This window comes from Mixta intestinalis, assembly GCF_009914055.1.
Classification (GTDB): domain Bacteria; phylum Pseudomonadota; class Gammaproteobacteria; order Enterobacterales; family Enterobacteriaceae; genus Mixta; species Mixta intestinalis.
Genome location: NZ_CP028271.1, coordinates 2,507,300 through 2,526,355, shown reverse-complemented (window position 1 = coordinate 2,526,355; position 19,056 = coordinate 2,507,300). Strand labels below are relative to the sequence as shown.

Below are 19,056 nucleotides of genomic sequence, written 5' to 3'. Positions count from 1 at the left end.
TGCCATGCTACGAATCGCTAAAGAAGCACTCACTTTTGACGACGTTTTGCTCGTTCCTGCTCACTCCACTGTTCTGCCTAACACGGCTGACCTCAGTACCCAACTGACCAAAACCATTCGTCTGAACATTCCTATGCTCTCTGCCGCCATGGATACCGTGACCGAAGCGGGTCTGGCTATCGCGCTGGCGCAGGAAGGCGGTCTGGGCTTTATCCATAAAAATATGTCCATTGAGCGCCAGGCGGAAGAAGTGCGCAAGGTGAAGAAACATGAAAGCGGCGTTGTCACCGATCCACAGACCGTATTGCCAACCACTACGCTGCGCGAAGTAAAAGAGCTGACCGAGCGTAACGGCTTTGCCGGCTACCCGGTCGTGACGGAAGATAACCAGCTGGTCGGTATTATTACCGGGCGTGATGTGCGTTTCGTAACCGATCTCAACCTGCCGGTTACCGCTGTCATGACGCCGAAAGATCGTCTGGTTACGGTCAAAGAGGGTGAAGCGCGCGACGTAGTGCTGCAAAAAATGCACGAAAAACGCGTGGAAAAAGCGCTGGTGGTGGATGACAGCTTCCGCCTGCTGGGTATGATTACCGTTAAAGATTTCCAGAAAGCAGAGCGTAAACCGCTGGCCTGTAAGGATGAGCACGGTCGTCTGCGCGTTGGCGCAGCGGTGGGCGCAGGCGCAGGCAACGAAGAGCGTGTGGATGCGTTGGTAGCCGCAGGCGTTGACGTACTGCTGATCGACTCCTCTCACGGCCACTCTGAAGGCGTGCTGCAGCGCATTCGTGAAACGCGCGCGAAATATCCCGATCTGCAAATTATCGGCGGCAACGTCGCTACCGGCGCAGGCGCTCTGGCGCTGGCCCAGGCAGGCGTGAGCGCGGTAAAAGTTGGTATTGGCCCGGGTTCTATCTGTACTACCCGTATCGTCACCGGGGTGGGCGTACCGCAGATCACCGCAGTTTCTGACGCGGTAGAAGCGCTGGAAGGCACCGGCGTGCCGGTTATCGCTGATGGCGGTATCCGTTTCTCTGGTGATATCGCTAAAGCGATTGCCGCAGGTGCATCCTGCGTTATGGTTGGCTCTATGCTGGCTGGTACTGAAGAATCTCCGGGTGAAATCGAGCTGTATCAGGGGCGCGCCTTTAAATCTTACCGCGGTATGGGCTCGCTGGGCGCGATGTCTAAAGGTTCTTCTGACCGTTACTTCCAGAGCGATAACGCGGCAGACAAACTGGTGCCGGAAGGTATCGAAGGGCGCGTTGCCTATAAAGGCCGCCTGAAAGAGATCGTTCATCAGCAAATGGGTGGTCTGCGCTCCTGTATGGGCCTGACCGGTTGCGCCACCATTGAAGAGCTGCGCACCAAAGCGGAATTTGTGCGTATCAGCGGCGCGGGTATTTCGGAAAGCCACGTTCATGACGTGACCATCACCAAAGAGTCGCCGAACTACCGCATGGGATCGTAATCCCAGGAACTTCCTCGCCCGGTATCTGCCGGGCGCTTTTATTGATCACTCTATCGTCCTGGAATTGTCTTAATGACCACGGAAAATATTCATAAGCATCGTATTTTGATCCTCGATTTTGGTTCGCAGTACACCCAACTGGTAGCGCGTCGCGTGCGCGAACTCGGTGTCTACTGTGAACTGTGGGCGTGGGATGTGACCGAAGCGCAGATCCGCGAATTTAATCCGAGCGGTATCATCCTTTCCGGTAGCCCGGAAAGTACTACTGAACTTAACAGCCCGCGCGCGCCGGAATATGTGTTTAACGCGGGCGTGCCGGTTCTTGGCGTTTGCTATGGCATGCAGACTATGGCGCTACAGCTGGGCGGTAAGGTGGAAGGCTCTACCGAACGTGAATTTGGCTATGCGCAGGTAGAAGTTCGACTTGATAGCGAACTGGTACGCGGCATTGAAGATTCCGTCAGCGCTGCCGGACTGCCGCTGCTGGATGTCTGGATGAGTCATGGCGATAAGGTTACCGCGATTCCGTCTGACTTCGTTACCGTTGCCAGCACTGAAACCTGCCCGTTTGCCATTATGGCTAACGAAGAGAAGCGTTTTTACGGCGTACAGTTCCACCCGGAAGTGACGCATACCCGCCAGGGGCAGCGTATGCTGGAGCGCTTTGTGCTGGATATTTGCCAGTGTGAAGCGATGTGGACCCCGGCGAAAATTATTGAAGATATCGTTGAGCGCCTGCGTGAGCAGATCGGTAACGATAAAGTGATTCTTGGTCTTTCCGGTGGCGTTGATTCATCAGTAACCGCTATGCTGCTGCATCGTGCCATTGGCGATCGCCTGACCTGTGTTTTCGTGGATAACGGCCTGCTGCGTCTGAACGAAGCAGAGCAGGTGATGGATATGTTTGGCGATCATTTCGGCCTGAACATCATCCATGTTCCGGCGGAAGCGCGTTTCCTTGATGCGCTGGCGGGAATTGATGAGCCAGAAGCGAAACGTAAAACCATCGGGCGCGTATTTGTTGAAGTCTTCGACGAGCAGGCAACCAGCCTGACCGATGTGAAATGGCTGGCACAGGGCACCATCTACCCGGATGTGATTGAATCCGCTGCTTCAGCAACCGGCAAGGCGCACGTGATTAAATCGCATCATAACGTCGGCGGCCTGCCGAAAGAGATGAAGCTGGGTCTGGTCGAGCCGCTGAAAGAGCTGTTTAAAGACGAAGTACGTAAGATTGGTCTGGAGCTGGGCCTGCCGTACGATATGCTTTATCGCCATCCGTTCCCAGGCCCAGGCCTTGGCGTGCGCGTGCTGGGTGAAGTGAAGAAAGAGTATTGCGATCTGCTGCGTCGTGCCGATGCCATCTTTATTGAAGAGCTGCGTAAAGCCGATCTCTACAACAAAGTGAGCCAGGCCTTTACCGTCTTCCTGCCGGTGCGCTCCGTTGGCGTAATGGGCGACGGGCGTAAATATGACTGGGTCGTATCGCTGCGTGCGGTAGAAACCATCGACTTTATGACTGCGCACTGGGCGCATCTGCCTTATGAATTCCTGGGCCGCGTCTCTAACCGTATTATCAATGAAATCAACGGTATTTCGCGCGTGGTTTATGATATTTCCGGCAAGCCACCGGCCACGATCGAGTGGGAATGATTTTACGTCTGGCAATAGCCTGCACGTATAAGCAGTAAAATACCGCTAAGCCCGCGTAATCGCGGGCTTTTTTTGGGCTGGCATTTTCTGGCTTCCATCCCCCATCAATGCAATAAAAACAGCGTCGCCAGCCCAAGGAAAATAAAAAAGCCGCCGGTGTCGGTCAGCGCGGTAATCATCACGCTGCTGCCAATGGCCGGATCGCGCTTTAGCTTCGTCATGACCAGTGGGATCAGAACACCCATCAGGGCTGCCAGTAACAGATTCAGCACCATTGCCAGCATCATTACGCCACCGAGCGCCAGATTGTCATACATCAGCCAGGTAATAGTGCCCATGATGCCGCCCCAGAAAAGACCGTTGATCAACGCAACGCCCAGTTCGCGCAAAAAGAGAAAGCTAAAGTTGCCTGGTTCCACCTGATGCAGCGCCAGCGCACGCACGATCATCGTGATAGTTTGGTTGCCGGTATTGCCGCCGATGCCCGCGACGATCGGCATCAGCGTTGCCAGTGCCACCAGCTGAGAAATGGTTTCCTCAAACAGGCCGATCACACGTGAGGCGATAAAAGCGGTACAGAGATTGATCGCCAGCCAGGTCCAGCGGGTGCGTACCGCCTTTTTTACCGGCGCGAAGACTTCCTCTTCCTGGCTCAGACCACCCATCTTACGAATATTGCTTTCGTTCTCTTCATTAACCAGATCGATAACATCTTCTACCGTTACGCGCCCGATCAACTTTCCCTGCGCGTCAATTACCGCCGCAGAGATCAGGTTATAGCGCTCAAACGCACCGGCGGCTTCTTCAGCCTTATCGTCAAGACGGAAAGTATTAGGCCGATCGTTCATTACGGAGAAAACCTGCGTCTCCGGCTGATTAAGCAAAATATCGGTCAGCGGCAGCTCGCCCAGCAGTACGTTATCTTTATCGGTAATAAACAGCTTATCGGTGCCTTCGGGGATGGCGCGACGGCGGCGTAAAAAACGTTGCACCGTTGCCAGCGTAATATCGGCGCGCACGCTGATAAAATTGAAGTCCATAATGCGGCCGACGAGATCGCGATCGAAATTGACCACGTTCAGCACGCGGGCGCGCAATGCCGGATCGAGCGAGGCCAGCAACCTGCCGGTAAGATCGCGTGGCAGATAACGGGCCAGATAAGCCTGATCGTCAATATCCAGCGGCGCGATCGCCTGTAAAATTTCCTTATCGCTCATTCCCTCGGTCAGGCTTTCCCAGACCGTTTCCGAGGCTTCCACCAGCACCTGACCGCGACGCGAGTTATCCACCAGCTGCCACAGCGCCTGTCGTTCATCTTCCGGCAGCGCCTCAAGAATATCGGCGATATCAGCCGCGTGAAGCAGCGTTAAATCCTGCTGCAGGCTGGTGATTTTTGCCAGGGTTTCAGGTGCGTAAGAATCGGGTGAAGCGGGAGGATTGAGTAAATCCTCAACCAGTTGCGGGCCATCAAGCAGAAGCGTGAGGATACGACTGCGGATATCAGCAAGCTGCTGTGCCTGAGATACAGACATAAAAAAATCCCTTGTGTCTGGAGGACGAGGCTAAAGATACTTCCTCATTTTCTACAGACATGAGGAAAAGGTAAGTTGCCCTGGTAAAGACAACTTGATGCTCGCGTCATGACCTTTACTGACCGCCAGGTTGGGTAATTACCGGTACTTCAGCGTTCTCTTTGTTGTTCTGATAATGCTGAAATGCGCCAGGTAAGGCATAAAACAGCCGTCCCAACAGCAGGATAAAGCTAATCAGCAAAATAATGCGGGTCATTCGGCCAGTTTTTGGACGTCTTCGTAACGACGTAACGCTGTTCACTCAGGGATTCCTGTATTAAGCCCGAAGGCGATAGGATAATTTAGGCACAGCCTAACCTTAAGGTCAATGACGCATTGCCGTTCACTACTGCTAATTTGTCGCACTGGTATCGCAGACAACGAATGAAATGTGCTGTGAACTATTTTTAATGATCAATTTTGACCTGTATCAAACCGGAATGCTTACCGGAAATTAGTATGGTGCGGTTTTTAAGCTTTATGCGGCTTATTTGTATAAGCCTTATAATTACTGGAGAGGCCGTTTTGTTTACCAGGTTAAAATTGCCTGCGCTAAGACGCTTTCGCTGTAGCTGGTGGGGCGTGCCTTTATGGCTGGCGCTGCTGCTGATGCCCCTTTCCAGTTTACTTTCGGTAAAGCTGACCTTACCCGATGGCCCTATTTATCTGCTGTTCTTGCCGATCACTTTAAACGTAGCGCTGCTGATGGTGTTTGACTGGGCGGCGCTGCCCGGCATTGCTCTGGCGTTGCTGTGGCGCTATATCACGCTTTTTTCACCAGGACATGCACTGCTCACCTGCATCGTATTTATCAGCGGGCTTAGTATCTGCTGGCTGGGCTATCGTATCTGGGCAGGGCGACACTGGGGAGCGGAACCCGGCATGCTGCAGCTGGGCGTGATGCGGCTGTTCTGGATCGGTTTTTTTCTGCCGACGCTGCTGGTCTTTCTGATGCAGATTACCGTTACCCTTAACGCTGTACCTGCTACCAACTCTATTTTTAACCGTAATCCGCTAACGCTGCGTACGCTAATCAACTATCAGGCAATTTTACTCTCCTGTGTTGCCATCATGCCTTTTTATTACATGGTGATACGCTGTTTCCGCCATCCGGGTTATCTTGCACGTCAGTTTGGCCTGCTGCGCCAGCAAATTGCCGATAGCGTTAGCACGGCGGAAATAAAAATCTGGCTTGTCTGGCTGGTTTTACTGGTGATGCTGCTGATGGTACTGCACAGCAAGCTGGAGAATCAGCTAATTGGTGATTTTGCCCTGTTACTGGTGCTGCCGACAATGCTCTGGTCAGCGGTGCGATTCGGCTTTTTGTTTACCGCACTGGTATGGGCGCTGGTTCTGATTGCGCTTTATCAGTTTCGTGCACAGCCGGATATCTCACTGCACCTGGCAGTAATCAGCACCAACCTGTTGGTGTGGACGTTAATCATCTATTTTATTGCCGTTAGCGGAGTACGCCAGCGCCAGCTGATACAAAAATCGCGTCAGGCCGCGCTCATCGATCCTATTATCGATTTGCCCAACCTGCGGGCGCTAAAAAATATGCTGGCGCAGCAGGCGTCATCTACGCTCTGCTTTTTACGCATTCCCGATATCGATCGGCTCAGCCGCACCTGGGGGCTGGATTTGCGGATTGAATATAAGCGTCGGTTAGCTGCACATTTGCAGCCGCTGCTGCATTCAAACGAGACCGTATACCACTTGCCAGGCTTCGATCTGGCGCTGCGGCTGAATAAATCGACGCATGAAGAGCGCATTCAGCAAATTTGCGCGCGGCTTGACGGCTACAGCCTGCGCTGGAAAGGGCTGCCGCTACAGCCTGACATCGGCATCAGCTATTGCCACGTGGTGCCGCCGGTGAATCATCTGCCGGGGCTGCTGGGCGAGCTGAGCGAAATGGCCGAAGTATCGCTGCACAGCCATCAGCCTGAAAGCCTGCAGCAGGATAATACCGGCGCACAGCGTCAGATCAGAGAGAAGCTGGCGCTGCTGAATGAAGTACAGCAGGCGCTGGATAATGAGCGCTTTATCATGATGGCGCAGCGTATTGAAGGGCTGCGCGGCGATGATTACCACGATCTGCTGCTTCGCCTGATTGACTCACGCGGTGAGCAGGTATCGCCGGAGCGTTTTTTGCCGGTAGTGCAGGAGTTCGGTCTGACATGGGAAATCGATCGCTGGGTGCTGAATCATGCGCTGAGCTTTATCGATCGCAGCCGCGAGCATCTGCCAGCCGCTCGCTTTGCGGTTAATATCCATGCGGTAAACCTGTGTCGACCTTTCTTCCTCAGCGAGCTGGAACGGTTGTTAAAACAGCATCAGGTGGAGCCCTGGCAGCTGATACTGGTCATTAGCGAAACGTCAGGGGCGGTAGAGTCGCTGGCGGGCCAGCGCACAATCAATCGGCTACGTCAGTTGGGATGCCGCATCGCCATCGAACATTTTGGCGTAAGTTATGCCAGCTATCTGCAGTTAACCACGCTAGAGGCGGATATGCTCAAAATTGACGGTGGCTTCGTTCACAATATGCTGAACAGTCCGCTGAACTATCAGATTGTGGAATCCATCTGTCGCGTCGCCCGGTTAAAGCGGATGCAGATCGTGGCGGAATCGGTAGAATCCCAGGCGGTGGCGGCGGCCCTGCGCGCCCTGGGCATTGATTACCTGCAGGGCGACGCCATTAGCGAGCCGCAGCCGTTAACGATGCTGGCGGATAGCTGATTATTCCGCAGGCGATTTTTGCGCCAGCAGAGTAGCGAAACGCAGGCTAATGCGGTTGCCGTTTTCATCGATTCTGTGCAACTGGCCTGGATTCTCATTATATTTAACGATATTCCAGTTGCGGTAGTAGTGGCTCAGCTCGCCCGATTTGAAAGTGAACGGGAAGGGCATGGTGCAGGGATAATCATCGGTATCCATCGCCGCGACGATCAGGTTATAGCCATTTTTTACCGTGCTGGCCTGCATATCGGCGATCAGCTGAGGAATGGTTTCCGGCTGCAGGAACATCATTACCACCGTAGACAGCACAAAATCGTATTCGCCGTTAAAGCGCGTGCTGTTCAGATCGGTGATTTGCGTGGTGATACCGCTGAGTGATTCCGCTTCTATAATCTGATTCAGGCGGGCAATACTCTGTGGATTTTTATCCCAGGCGGTGACCTCAAAGCCTTTCATATTCAGGAAAAGGCTGTTGCGCCCGTTACCGCAGCCAACATCCAGCGCTTTGCCTGGCTTCAGTAACGGCAGTGCTGCGACCACTTCGGAATGGGTAGCGGTGAGCTGATATTTTTCAGTGAAATAGTTATCGGGACGTGTCGTCATGCTTATCTGTCTGGTTGAGGCGGGCGGAGAAAGCGCCGCCCGAATTCGCTGGCGTTGGTTACGCCTCTTCTTCAATCACCAGTTTCCAGCCGGAAACATCTTCCCAGTAGGTCTGTTCACGCTCCAGATCGAGCTGCACCAGCGTATTCTGGCTAAAGTAGCCAGCCGGGAAGCGTAGCGTCCAGTGTCCATCCTGGGTAATGAGCGTCAGCCGCTCTGGATGACTGGTGGCCTGCCGCTGATTATTTAACAGCGTACCGAGCCGCAGTAAAAACACCAGTGGCACGATCTGTTTCTTTTTAAACAGCGTAAAGCGCGGCAGATCGTCAGTTTTCACCGCTTTACGGTGATAGCGTACCAGGGTCGCCAGCAGTAGCTGTTGATCCTGGTTAAACCCTGGCAAATTGGTATTTTGCAGAATATAGGCGGAGTGGCGCTGCATACCGCTGTGGTTGATAGTTAAGCCCACCTCATGCAGCAGCGCTGCCCAGCGCAGCAGTGCGGCAAGCTGCGGGTTGGCGAGTCGGGGATTCTGATCGCGCCACTGTTCCCACAGCTGATCGGTAGTTTCCAGCACGCGTCGCGCCTGGTCGCTGTCGATATTGTAGTGATTCGCCAGGCTTTGCGCAGTGCGACTGCGAATATCCTGATGGCGGAAGCGGCCTTCCATCTCATACAGCACCCCTTCGCGCAGGGCACCGTCCGACAGCCGCAGCTCGCGGATTGCCAGCGCATCAAACACGCCGCAAAGAATGGCCAGGCCGGGTACAAACACCGCCTGGCGCTCTTCCGACAGGCCCGGCAGGCTCAGCGCAGAAAAAGATTTATGCCTTATCACCTCGTCATACAGCCGCTCCAGCCGCTCAGGGGTAATCAGCTTCTCTTTTTCGCCCATCGCCTGTAGCACTTCGCAGGCAGCCTTAATGGTGCCGGAGGCACCCAGCGCGTATTGCCAACCGAGCAGGCGATACTGCCAGGCCAGCGTTTCCAGTTTTTGCGCCGCGGCAAGACGGGCGCGGCGAAAATTTTCCTGGTTAATTTCGCCTTTAGGGAAATAGAGATTAGCGAAGCTGACGCAGCCCATGCGGCGGCTTTCTACCAGCTTCGGTTCGAAATCTTCACCGATTACCAGCTCGGTCGAGCCGCCGCCGATATCGATCACCAGCTTGCGGCCTTTTTCCGGCTGCGTATGTTCCACGCCCATAAAAATCAGGCGAGCCTCTTCGTGACCAGAAATTACTTCGATCGGATAGGGGATCACTTCCGCCGCGCGCCGCAGAAAATCTTCTGCGTTCACCGCCTGGCGCAGCGTATGGGTGCCGACAATCGTCACGTTCGAAGGGCTAAAGCCCTGCAGGCGTTCGGCGAATAGCGCCAGGCAGTTCAGGCCGCGCTGGATAGCCGCCTCGCTCAGCACATTATTCATATCCAGCCCGTCAGCCAGATGCACGCGCTGCTTCAGGCGGCCCAGCACCTGCATCGCCCCATCCACCACGCGGGCGATGACCATGTGAAAGCTATTGGAACCGAGGTCAATAGCGGCAAACTCCTGCGGTCGGGGCATATTTTTATGGGATATCGGCATAGTGAATTATTCAGGTTGTTCCAGAGATTTGATGTAATCGTAAATGGCCTGCTGGGCCCGCACCTTACGGCGATTACCGCGCGGAACATAACGGTTACTCAGTTCTTTATCAATAATGCGGGCCTTCACAGTATCACTGAACAGGATGGCAATAATATCCAGGATGCGCTGTTTCAGAACAGGATCAAGGATCGCGACCGCCACTTCTATCCGGTAATCGATGTTACGAGTCATCCAGTCGGCGGAAGAGAGGAACACTTTTTTATCGCCGCCGTTCTCGAAAATATAGACCCGGTCGTGTTCCAGATAGCGGTCAACGATGCTGATGACGCGAATATTTTCGCTGATTCCTTCCAGATTGGGAATCAGTGAACACATGCCGCGCACTAACAGATTCACTTTCACGCCGACGCTGGAGGCGGCATAGAGCCGATCAACCAACCCTTTATCTACCAGGTTGTTAACTTTCAGGGTAATGCCCGCTGGCAGCCCCTGCTGTGCATTGGCAATCTCTTCATCGATAAGCTGGTAGAGCATACGACGCGAGTTTTGCGGCGAGACCATCAGATAGTCGAAGTTTACCGGGCGATAGGGGTTTTCAATAAAATTGAACACCCGGCGCACCTCGTTGGTGATGCGCGCATCGGCGGTCAACAGCGAGTAGTCGGTATAAAGACGTGCGGTCTTTTCATTAAAGTTACCAGTGCCAATGTGGGCGTAACGCACCACTTCATCACCTTCATGACGTGAAATCAGAAACAGCTTGGCGTGAATTTTCAGGCCCGGCGCTGAGAAAATAACATGCACGCCCGCCTCGGTCAGCCGCTTGGCCCAGTGGATATTGGCCTCTTCATCAAAGCGCGCCTGTAGCTCTACCACTACCGTCACCTTTTTACCGTTGTAGGCGGCATGGATCATCGCATCGATAATGCGTGAGTTTTTCGCTACGCGATAAATGTTGATTTTAATCGCCAGCACGCTGGGATCGAACGAGGCCTGACGCAGCAGCTCCAGCACATGCTCAAAGGTATGGTAGGGATAGTAGAGCAGCACGTCGTGATTACGGATCGCATCGAAGCCGTTGCGGAAGCCGTCAAACCAGATATGGCGTAGCTGCGGCAGCGGTTTATTCACCAGGTTAGTTTTACCAACGTTAGGGAAGCTGATGAAATCTTTGAAGTTATGATAACGTCCGCCCGGTACTACCGAATCGTAGTTAGAAATGCTGAGTTTGCCGCGCAGCAGCTCAACCATCGCGTTTGGCATATCGCGCTGGTAAACGAAACGCACCGGTTCCGCCGTCAGGCGCTGCTTCAGGCTGGAGGACATCAGTTCCAGCAGGCTCGACTCCATCTCTGTGACCAGGTCATATTCCGCATCGCGCGTCATTTTCATCGAATAGGCGTTGAGCGCGTCGTAATCGAAGAAGCCTTTAAAAATATCATCCAGACAGTAGCGCAGGATGTTATCCAGCAGAATCATCGGCTTACGACGACGTGGTGACTCCGCAGGCAGGTTGACGAAGCGCGGCACCTTATCGGAAGGAATTTCCAGCAGCGCGTAACGAATCTCCTCGCCGCGAATAATTTCTACCGCCAGATAGGTGTAATCATCCTTAAGGAATTCGGTCAGGTCGGTTTCATGGTTGATCAGAATCGGCGTCACATGCTGCCGTAGCTGATGTTTAAAATAGTGACGCAGCCAGCTCTGTTGGTTTGGCGACAGCTGGCGCTCGTTGATAAGAAAAATCTGGTTACGCGCCATTTCCAGCAGCAGATCGTTATAGAGACCGTCAAATTCCTGGTCGGCGCGCATTACCCGTTGCTGAATCTTTTTCAGCAGGTGGCGCGGTGTACTGGGCGACCCTTGTTCTTCACCAATCAGAATGCGCCTTTTCAAATCGGCGAAGCGTACTTTATAAAATTCATCCAGGTTGTTGGAATAGATACCAAGAAAGCGCATCCGCTCGATCAGCGGGTTAGTTTTATCCGCCGCTTCCTGCAATACGCGCTCGTTAAAGGATAACCAGCTCAGTTCTTTTTCAATATATAGTTTTTCCTGACCCATCATGGCTCCGTTGTGCTGATTAAAGACGAGGGTATCTATTTTCCTTGTTCATTATGGCGAGAGTATGGCAGCAATGTCTAACCTCAACAGTTGTCATATCAGAGAGCTACGGGCAACATAGCGGATTCACCTGAAAGGAATCCACAGGCACGATGATCGATAACCATATTCCCGTTCACTACAGCAATCGCTCGCGGCGTCTTGTCGACCGCCTGACCGCGCGCGCGATTGGTGCCTGCGGTATTGGCGTGTTGCTGGTCATGATGCTGCTGTTTGTCTGGCTACTGTGGGTGGTTATGCCACTGTTTGCCACACCCAGCATGCAGTCCGGAACGATTCAGCCTGCGCTTTCCGCTCAGCCTGCCGTGGCGCTTGGCGTTAACGGTAGCTGGGGATGGCGTATCGATGCGCAGGGCGCAGGCCGTTTCTTCCCGTTAAGCGGCGCTCAACCTGAACCGGCACTAAAACTGGCGCAGGGTCCCCTGGTGAGCGCAGCAAGCGCCGATAACAGCAGCGTACTGCTGTTACAGCCCAATGGCAATTTTCGTCTGGTCCAACCTGATTTCAGCGCGGCGGATAAACAGCCGCGCTGGAAATTTCCGTTAGGCGATGGGTTCATCACTGGGGTGAGCGGGCAGCTCACCCAGGCGGCGCTGGCTGCCGTTGCTGAAAATAGCTGGCTGGCGGCGCTCAGCGATGGGCAGCATATCCGTCTGCTGCGTTTGCGCGTGGGCCAGCCGGTAATCAGCGATACGCTGGCCAGCGGCCCGATCGATCATCTGCTGCTGACGCCAAACGGCAGGCTGCTGTTTGCCAGCGGTGGCGGGCAGCTGCGCGTCTGGCGCATTGATGGCGAACAGGTCACGCTACGCGATACGCTGCCGCTGACGCATCCACCGCGACAGATGGCGCTGCTGAGCGGTGGGCGTTCACTGCTGATTGCTGATGAGAACGGCATCAGCCAGTGGTTTGATATTGCCGATGAAAAAGGAGTGCATCTGCATCGCATTCGTGATGTTGACGGCGCGCGTGCGCAAGCGTTGCTGATTACCGAACCGCAGCGCCGGGTTTTCGCCACGCTGAGCGCCGAAGGAGACATGAAATTTTATGCCAGCAAGCGCGACGGCGCGTTTTACCACCGGGCGATTGGGAAGGATGTGCGTGCCGCCAGTTTTACCCCACAGGGCGACGGGCTGTTGGTTGAGCGCGGTAACGGCTGGCAATACTGGCGCATCGATAATCCCTGGCCCGATATCAGCCTGCGCAGCCTGTGGCAAAAAGTATGGTATGAAAACTATCCGCAGCCGGACTGGGTATGGCAATCAACGGCGGTGGAAGATCCTTTTCAGGCCAAATTCAGCCTGGTGCCAATGGTAGCTGGGACCCTGAAAGCGGCAGCGCTGGCGATGCTGTTTGCTACGCCAATGGCGATGGCTGCGGCGATCTATACCGCCTGGTTTATGTCGCCCGCGCTGCGTCGCTGGATCAAACCGGCGATTGAGATGATGGGCGCGCTGCCGAGCGTGGTGGTCGGGCTGTTTGCCAGCCTGTGGCTGGCACCGCATATCGCCTCTGCGCTCTCCGGCGTGCTGCTATTGCCTTTCGCGTTAACCGCAACGCTGCTGTTATGCGGCCCGCTGCTGCGCCGCCTGCCGCCACGCTGGCGGCAGCGGCTGGCAACGCCGGGGCGTGAGATGTGGCTGCTGATTCCGCTGCTGTTGCTGGTGAGCCTGTTTTGTCTGTGGCTGATGCCGTTGACGGATCGTCTGCTGTGGGGCGCACCGCTGGCCGATCGGCTGCCCGGCGGCTATGAGCAGCGCAACCTGTTGATTGCTGCGGTAGCGATGGGCTTTGCGCTGGTACCGCTGATTTTTACCCTCGCCGAGGAGGCGATTTTCAGCGTGCCGACCGCGCTGGGGCAAGGATCGCTGGCGCTGGGCGCAACGGCCTGGCAAACGCTGTCGCGGGTTATTTTGCCCAGCGCGGCTTCCGGTATCTTTGCCGCCGTGATGATCGGTTTTGGACGCGCGGTGGGGGAAACCATGATTGTGCTGATGGCGACCGGTAATACGCCGGTAACGGAAGGCGGCCTTTTTCACGGCGTGCGGGCGCTTTCCGCCAATATCGCCGTGGAAATGCCAGAAGCAGCGGCAGGTAGCGCTCATTATCGCATTCTGTTTCTCAGCGCGCTGGTGCTGCTGATCTTTACGCTGGTGCTTAACACGCTGGCAGAGGTGGTACGGCAGCGCCTGCGTCGTCGCTACGGACAGTATGAGGGGCAGGGATGAGCGCAATACGTCAAAACGATCGCTGGCGCTGGCTGACAGCGGGTGCGGTGGCTTTCAGCCTGCTGGCTTTTTTGCTGCTGTTGGGGTTACTGGCCTGGCAGGGGCTGCGTCATTTCTGGCCGCAGCCGATCACGCTGTTTACGCTGTCGCAGCCCGCTGCCGGTGAGGTGCGCGTGCTGGGCGAAGTGATTGACCAGCAGTCGCTGTCGCGCCAGCAGCTGATTGATGCCGGTCTGCCGCAGGCACAGCGGCTGCCGAAACAGACTACCCGCTACCTGGTTAAAACCGGCAACCGCGACTTCGCCGCACCCGATTTTCGTACCCTGCTGGAGAGCGATATCCGGCAGCGCGAGCAGCCGCGTGATGTGCTGGTGTTACAGCGCCGCGTTGGTGGCGTGGCGCTGGGCTGGTTTGCCGGACTGTTTGAAAATCAGCAGCCGCTCATCGCTCAGGATATGCGTCTCGCGCTTCAACAGCGTTTGCAGCAGACGCAGCAGCAGCTGGCGCTGGCCGAGCAGCTACGGCGCAATGAGATGGCGCGCATCACGGCGCAGCTTGACGCGCTGGAAGTCGAAGAGCTGAAGCGCAAGGCTGCGGGCCAGGAAAATGAGCAGAGTCGCTCGTTGCTGTCAGCCAATCGCGCCGAGCTACAGCGGCAGTTCGCTATCCAGGCGGAGCGCCGTGCTTCGTTGTTACAGGAGAGTGCGCGTAGCGCGCTGATGCTGCGTGATGCCAGCGGGCAGCTGCACCGCATTCCGCTGGCACAGATTGTGGATGCCTGGTATCCCAACGCCATGAGCTTTACACAAAAACTGCACCATTTCCTGCAACAGCTGTGGCGCTTCGTCGCGGATTCACCCGGCGGGGCTTCGCAGGGCGAGCAGAGCGCGTTCCCGGCTATTTTCGGTACGGTGCTGATGGTGCTGCTGATGTCGGTAGTCGTGATGCCGTTGGGCGTTATCGCCGCCGTCTGGCTGCATGAATATGCCGGGCAGAATACGCTCACCCGGCTGGTGCGCATCGCAGTGGTCAATCTGGCGGGCGTGCCCTCAATCGTGTACGGCGTATTTGGGCTGGGCTTTTTTGTCTGGCTGATCGGCGGCACGCTCGATCAGCTGTTTTATGCCACCACGCTGCCGAATCCCACTTTTGGCACGCCCGGCCTGCTGTGGGCCGCACTGACGCTGGCGCTGTTGACGTTACCGGTGGTGATCGTCGCCACGGAAGAGGGGCTATCGCGTATTCCCGCCGCGCTGCGTCACGGCTCGCTGGCGCTGGGTGCTACCCGTGCGGAAACGCTGTGGCATGTCACGTTACCGCTGGCGATACCGGCAATGCTGACCGGGTTAATCCTTGCGGTGGCCCGCGCCGCGGGTGAGACGGCACCGTTAATGCTGGTTGGCGTGGTAAAAATGGCGCCGGAGCTGCCGGTAGACAACGTCTTTCCCTGGCTGCATCTTGACCGTAAATTTATGCATCTTGGCTTTCAGATTTACGATCTGGCATTTCAAAGCCCCAATGCCGAAGCTGACCGTCCGGTGGTTTACGCCACGGCGCTGCTGTTGGTGATAATTATTCTTGGGCTGAACTTAACGGCGATGGGGTTACGCCATCGTCTGCGCGAGCGCTATCGCTCGCTGGTGCAATAACGGTGAGAACCATGACGGCTGATATCGAAACCGCGCTGATAATTAATCATCTTTCCCTCTGGTATGGCGATAAGCAGGCGCTGGATGACATCAGCCTGTCGATTCCGAAAAATCGTATCACCGCGCTGATTGGTCCTTCCGGCTGCGGTAAATCGACCCTACTGCGCTGCTTTAATCGTATGAATGATGTGATTGACGGCTGTCGTACAGAAGGGGGGATCTGGCTGGATCGACGCAATATCTTACAGGATGAAAGCGATCTTTCTGCGTTGCGCCGTCGCGTTGGGATGGTGTTCCAGCGTCCTAATCCCTTTCCCAAATCGATCTATGAAAATGTGGTTTATGGTCTGCGCCTGCAGGGAGTGCGCGATCGACGCATTTTGAACGAGGCGGTAGAACGGGCGTTACGGGCGGCGGCGCTGTGGCCGGAAGTCAAAGATAGCCTGCGGCAAAACGCCCTGACGCTCTCCAGCGGCCAGCAGCAGCGGCTGGTGATCGCCAGAGCAATTGCGATTGAGCCGGAGGTACTGCTGCTCGATGAGCCAACCTCGGCGCTCGATCCCATCTCTACGCTGGTGATCGAAGAGCTGATGACTACGCTGAAGCAGCACTTTACGCTGATTCTGGTGACGCACAATATGCAGCAGGCGGCGCGCGTCTCCGACTATACCGCCTTTATGCATCAGGGCAGATTAGTAGAGTTCGCCGATACCGATACGCTGTTCACCACGCCAAAGCAGCGGCGTACCGAAGATTATATTACCGGGCGTTTTGGTTAAGCTGAAGGAAAGGGCAGGGAACGGCTCTGGCTAAGCAGAAGAAAAAGACAGAGCCGGTTGGCTCTGTCTGATGAAACTAGTCGCCTGCGTAACCCTGGGCAGGCAGCCGCTGGCCGTCCAGCCAGGCGGCGTTATCGCGCATGATTAACCGCTCGTCGACAAACCAGCTAATGACCAGCGGGTAGATAGCATGTTCCTGATGCTGCACGCGTGCGGTAACGTCCTCTTCGCTGTCGTCAGCGAAAACCGGCACCTTAGCCTGTAAAATCACTGGCCCGCCGTCCAGCTCATCGGTAACGAAATGCACTGATGTGCCGTGCTCGCTGTCACCGTTTTCAATGGCCTGACGGTGGGTATGCAGGCCGGGATATTTCGGCAGCAGAGAAGGATGGATATTGAGCAACCTGTCATGATAGTGCGCGACAAAAGCCGGGCTGAGGATGCGCATATAGCCCGCCAGCACCACCAGATCGGGCTTATATTCATCGATTTCAGCCATTAGCTGATGATCGAATGCCTCACGGCTGGCGTAGTGCGTTGCCGACAGCGCGTGCGCCGCAATACCGCCTGCGCGCGCACGCTCCAGGCCAAACGCATCGGCGCGGTTGCTGAACACCGCGACCACATTCGCTTTTATGCGCCCCTGCTGGCAGGCATCCAGAATCGCCTGTAGGTTGCTGCCGTTGCCGGAAATCAGCACTACCAGCCGCTTCATTTGATAACCACGCGCTCTTCGCTGTCGGAGGCGTGAATCGCACCGATTTTCCACGCCTGTTCGCCCGCAGCGTTCATCAGCGCTATCGCTTTATCTGCTTCGCTGGCGCTGACGGCGATGACCATGCCGACGCCGCAGTTGAACGTGCGATACATCTCGTGGCGGCTGACGTTACCCGCCTGCTGTAGCCAGCTGAAGACAGCAGGCCACTGCCAGCTTGCTTCATCAATCACCGCCTGGGTATTTTCCGGCAGTACGCGTGGAATATTTTCCCAGAAGCCGCCGCCGGTAAGATGGGCGATGGCGTGAACGTCAATCTGCTCAATCAGGCTGAGAATATTTTTTACATAGATACGCGTTGGTGCCAGTAGGTGATCGGCCAGTGGCTTACCGTCCAGCTGTTTGCTGAGCGCGTCGGTCTGGCTGACCTGTAAAATCTTACGTACCAGCGAGTAGCCGTTGGAGTGCGGGCCGCTGGAGGCGAGCGCAATCAGTACATCGCCATCCTTAACCTTGCTGCCATCGATGATCTCTGCCTTTTCCACTACGCCAACGCAAAAGCCCGCCACGTCGTAATCTTCGCCGTGGTACATTCCCGGCATTTCTGCGGTTTCGCCGCCAACCAGCGCGCAACCTGACTGCAGACAACCTTCAGCAATCCCGGCGATAACGGCGGAGGCGGTATCCACATCCAGCTTGCCGGTGGCGTAATAGTCGAGGAAGAAGAGCGGCTCTGCGCCCTGAACCACCAGATCGTTCACGCACATTGCCACCAGATCGATACCAATGGTGTCGTGACGTTTAAGATCCATCGCCAGACGCAGCTTAGTACCTACGCCGTCGGTGCCGGACACCAGCACCGGCTCGCGGTACTTTTGCGGCAGCGCGCACAATGCGCCAAAACCGCCCAGCCCGCCCATAACTTCAGGACGACGAGTCTGTTTCACCACACCTTTAATACGATCGACTAACGCGTTGCCTGCATCGATGTCAACGCCGGCGTCTTTATAGCTGAGAGAGGTCTTGTCGGTCACAGCGGTTTCCCCACGCGGTTTCGGTTTGAATTAAAGCGCGGCAATTCTAACAGCGCAGGCAAACGTTTGCGAGCGCCATCTGCGGCTGACATTGCGGATTACCTCTTTTTGGCTGATGCTTAGCACAGCACTTCTCTTTTGCGCTTTATTACCCGATCGCATATGGCGCTTTTAAGAAAAGGCGGTATAATCCCGCGATTTTTTTTCAGCTCAACACTCCGGGAGTACAACAATGAAGATCGTGGAAGTCAAACACCCGCTCGTCAAACACAAACTGGGCCTGATGCGTGAGCAAGATATAAGCACCAAGCGTTTTCGCGAGCTGGCGTCGGAAGTGGGAAGTTTGCTGACCTACGAAGCTACCGCCGATCTGGAAACAGAAAAAGTAACCATCGAAGGCTGGAACGGCCCGGTGGAAGTAGATCAGATCAAAGGCAAGAAGATTACCGTTGTTCCTATCTTGCGTGCCGGTCTCGGCATGATGGAAGGGGTGTTGGAGAACGTACCGAGCGCGCGTATCAGTGTGGTTGGCGTCTACCGTAATGAAGAGACGCTGGAGCCGGTGCCCTATTTCCAGAAGCTGGTTTCCAATATCGAAGAACGTATGGCGCTGGTGGTTGACCCGATGCTGGCAACCGGTGGTTCTATGATTGCCACTATCGATCTGCTGAAAAAGGCGGGATGCAGCACGATCAAGGTGCTGGTGCTGGTAGCGGCCCCGGAAGGTATCGCGGCACTGGAGAAAGCGCACCCGGACGTGGAGCTTTACACCGCCTCTATCGATCAGGGCCTGAACAGCAAGGGCTACATCATCCCCGGTCTCGGTGACGCGGGCGACAAGATTTTCGGAACAAAATAACCTATTCAGCCGACCGCCAGAGTCGGCTTTTTTTTTGCCAAAAACA

The 19,056-nt window shown here is 55.5% G+C and carries 14 protein-coding genes; 7 read left to right on the top strand and 7 right to left on the bottom strand.

Annotation, left to right across the window (positions count from 1 at the left end):
• Positions 1-4: 4 nt before the first annotated feature.
• Both guaB and guaA read left to right on the top strand, forming a co-directional pair.
• On the top strand, positions 5-1,471 hold the full coding sequence (guaB, locus tag C7M51_RS11675) for an IMP dehydrogenase (protein ID WP_160621946.1): 1,467 nt from the start codon (positions 5-7) through the stop codon (positions 1,469-1,471).
• Between the two features lie 72 nt (positions 1,472-1,543).
• Positions 1,544-3,124 (top strand): glutamine-hydrolyzing GMP synthase, encoded by a 1,581-nt coding sequence (gene guaA / locus C7M51_RS11670; protein WP_160621945.1) that lies wholly within the window; start codon positions 1,544-1,546, stop codon positions 3,122-3,124.
• A 104-nt stretch (positions 3,125-3,228) separates the two neighbouring features.
• Here guaA and mgtE read toward each other — a convergent pair whose 3' ends face one another.
• Positions 3,229-4,656 (bottom strand): magnesium transporter, encoded by a 1,428-nt coding sequence (gene mgtE, locus C7M51_RS11665; RefSeq protein WP_160621944.1) that lies wholly within the window; start codon positions 4,654-4,656, stop codon positions 3,229-3,231.
• A 115-nt stretch (positions 4,657-4,771) separates the two neighbouring features.
• On the bottom strand, positions 4,772-4,957 hold the full coding sequence (locus C7M51_RS11660) for a YfgG family protein (protein ID WP_160621943.1): 186 nt from the start codon (positions 4,955-4,957) through the stop codon (positions 4,772-4,774).
• 263 nt (positions 4,958-5,220) lie between these two features.
• On the opposite strand from C7M51_RS11660, the gene C7M51_RS11655 reads away from it, so the two are divergent.
• Complete coding sequence (locus C7M51_RS11655) at positions 5,221-7,431, top strand: sensor domain-containing phosphodiesterase (RefSeq protein WP_244323725.1); 2,211 nt, start codon at positions 5,221-5,223, stop codon at positions 7,429-7,431.
• On the opposite strand, the gene tehB is transcribed toward C7M51_RS11655, so the two are convergent.
• Genes tehB through ppk1 form a run of 3 tightly spaced genes read right to left on the bottom strand, consistent with a single transcriptional unit; the run spans position 7,432 to position 11,686 of the window.
• On the bottom strand, positions 7,432-8,034 hold the full coding sequence (gene tehB / locus C7M51_RS11650) for a tellurite resistance methyltransferase TehB (RefSeq protein ID WP_160621942.1): 603 nt from the start codon (positions 8,032-8,034) through the stop codon (positions 7,432-7,434). It lies immediately after the preceding gene.
• Between the two features lie 58 nt (positions 8,035-8,092).
• Entirely contained in the window at positions 8,093-9,619 is a 1,527-nt protein-coding gene (gene ppx / locus C7M51_RS11645; RefSeq protein ID WP_160621941.1) for an exopolyphosphatase, read from the bottom strand.
• A 6-nt stretch (positions 9,620-9,625) separates the two neighbouring features.
• Positions 9,626-11,686 (bottom strand): polyphosphate kinase 1, encoded by a 2,061-nt coding sequence (gene ppk1 / locus C7M51_RS11640; protein WP_160623639.1) that lies wholly within the window; start codon positions 11,684-11,686, stop codon positions 9,626-9,628.
• 152 nt (positions 11,687-11,838) lie between these two features.
• Here ppk1 and C7M51_RS11635 point away from each other — a divergent pair, with 152 nt between their 5' ends.
• From C7M51_RS11635 to pstB, 3 genes are read left to right on the top strand one after another with little or no spacing between them, the layout of a single operon-like run.
• Positions 11,839-13,974 (top strand): ABC transporter permease subunit, encoded by a 2,136-nt coding sequence (locus C7M51_RS11635; RefSeq protein ID WP_160621940.1) that lies wholly within the window; start codon positions 11,839-11,841, stop codon positions 13,972-13,974.
• On the top strand, positions 13,971-15,623 hold the full coding sequence (gene pstA / locus C7M51_RS11630; protein ID WP_160621939.1) for a phosphate ABC transporter permease PstA: 1,653 nt from the start codon (positions 13,971-13,973) through the stop codon (positions 15,621-15,623). Before C7M51_RS11635 ends, pstA begins: the two co-directional genes overlap by 4 nt.
• An 11-nt stretch (positions 15,624-15,634) precedes the next feature.
• Positions 15,635-16,402 (top strand): phosphate ABC transporter ATP-binding protein PstB, encoded by a 768-nt coding sequence (pstB, locus tag C7M51_RS11625; RefSeq protein WP_160621938.1) that lies wholly within the window; start codon positions 15,635-15,637, stop codon positions 16,400-16,402.
• Positions 16,403-16,478: 76 nt separating this feature from the next.
• Here the strand turns inward: pstB and purN are convergent, their stop codons facing one another.
• Positions 16,479-17,117, bottom strand: coding sequence for a phosphoribosylglycinamide formyltransferase (gene purN, locus C7M51_RS11620; RefSeq protein WP_160621937.1), 639 nt, complete (start codon positions 17,115-17,117; stop codon positions 16,479-16,481).
• Entirely contained in the window at positions 17,114-18,151 is a 1,038-nt protein-coding gene (gene purM, locus C7M51_RS11615; RefSeq protein WP_160621936.1) for a phosphoribosylformylglycinamidine cyclo-ligase, read from the bottom strand. The genes purN and purM overlap by 4 nt, the downstream gene beginning before the upstream one ends.
• A 232-nt stretch (positions 18,152-18,383) precedes the next feature.
• On the opposite strand from purM, the gene upp reads away from it, so the two are divergent.
• Positions 18,384-19,010, top strand: a complete 627-nt coding sequence (gene upp / locus C7M51_RS11610) for a uracil phosphoribosyltransferase (RefSeq protein ID WP_141175999.1) — start codon at positions 18,384-18,386, stop codon at positions 19,008-19,010.
• Positions 19,011-19,056: the final 46 nt, after the last annotated feature.

What these genes read in the sequence shown, in the direction of transcription:
- guaB (WP_160621946.1), top strand. Translation starts at nt 5, where the DNA reads ATGCTACGAATCGCTAAAGAAGCACTCACTTTTGACGACGTTTTGCTC.
- guaA (WP_160621945.1), top strand. Translation starts at nt 1,544, where the DNA reads ATGACCACGGAAAATATTCATAAGCATCGTATTTTGATCCTCGATTTT.
- upp (WP_141175999.1), top strand. Translation starts at nt 18,384, where the DNA reads ATGAAGATCGTGGAAGTCAAACACCCGCTCGTCAAACACAAACTGGGC.
- C7M51_RS11635 (WP_160621940.1), top strand. Translation starts at nt 11,839, where the DNA reads ATGATCGATAACCATATTCCCGTTCACTACAGCAATCGCTCGCGGCGT.
- pstA (WP_160621939.1), top strand. Translation starts at nt 13,971, where the DNA reads ATGAGCGCAATACGTCAAAACGATCGCTGGCGCTGGCTGACAGCGGGT.
- pstB (WP_160621938.1), top strand. Translation starts at nt 15,635, where the DNA reads ATGACGGCTGATATCGAAACCGCGCTGATAATTAATCATCTTTCCCTC.
- tehB (WP_160621942.1), bottom strand. Translation starts at nt 8,034, where the DNA reads ATGACGACACGTCCCGATAACTATTTCACTGAAAAATATCAGCTCACC.
- ppk1 (WP_160623639.1), bottom strand. Translation starts at nt 11,686, where the DNA reads ATGGGTCAGGAAAAACTATATATTGAAAAAGAACTGAGCTGGTTATCC.
- mgtE (WP_160621944.1), bottom strand. Translation starts at nt 4,656, where the DNA reads ATGTCTGTATCTCAGGCACAGCAGCTTGCTGATATCCGCAGTCGTATC.
- ppx (WP_160621941.1), bottom strand. Translation starts at nt 9,619, where the DNA reads ATGCCGATATCCCATAAAAATATGCCCCGACCGCAGGAGTTTGCCGCT.
- purN (WP_160621937.1), bottom strand. Translation starts at nt 17,117, where the DNA reads ATGAAGCGGCTGGTAGTGCTGATTTCCGGCAACGGCAGCAACCTACAG.